Source organism: Chromohalobacter sp. HP20-39 (assembly GCF_033052815.1).
Taxonomy (GTDB): domain Bacteria; phylum Pseudomonadota; class Gammaproteobacteria; order Pseudomonadales; family Halomonadaceae; genus Chromohalobacter.
The window spans coordinates 1-271 of sequence record NZ_JAWHTP010000688.1; the positions used below are offsets into that span (position 1 = coordinate 1).

Below are 271 nucleotides of genomic sequence, written 5' to 3' on the forward strand. Positions count from 1 at the left end.
GGCCGCCCAAATGGACGACAGGAAGCCGGCCGTATAGGCGCCTGCGCCGATGAACAACGAATGTCCGAAATTTTCGCGGCCGGTGAGCCCGGACATGAAGTCCCAACTCGCGGCCCAGATGCCGTAGATCACGCAGACCGTGAGTACGCCGGTGAGATAATTACTACCGGTAATAGCCGGCACGGCCGCGAGGATGGCGACGACGACGATGCCGCCGATGATGTCGATGGGAGCGATGCGTTTCATGTCAGAAGGCCGCTCGTCGTCCGAG

Annotated in this window: 1 protein-coding gene; it reads right to left on the bottom strand. The window is 61.6% G+C overall.

Annotation, left to right across the window (positions count from 1 at the left end):
• Positions 1-246: ABC transporter permease subunit (locus tag RVY79_RS19715; RefSeq protein WP_411161762.1), on the bottom strand; the 246-nt coding region annotated here is incomplete at its 3' end.
• Between the last annotated feature and the right edge of the window lie 25 nt (positions 247-271).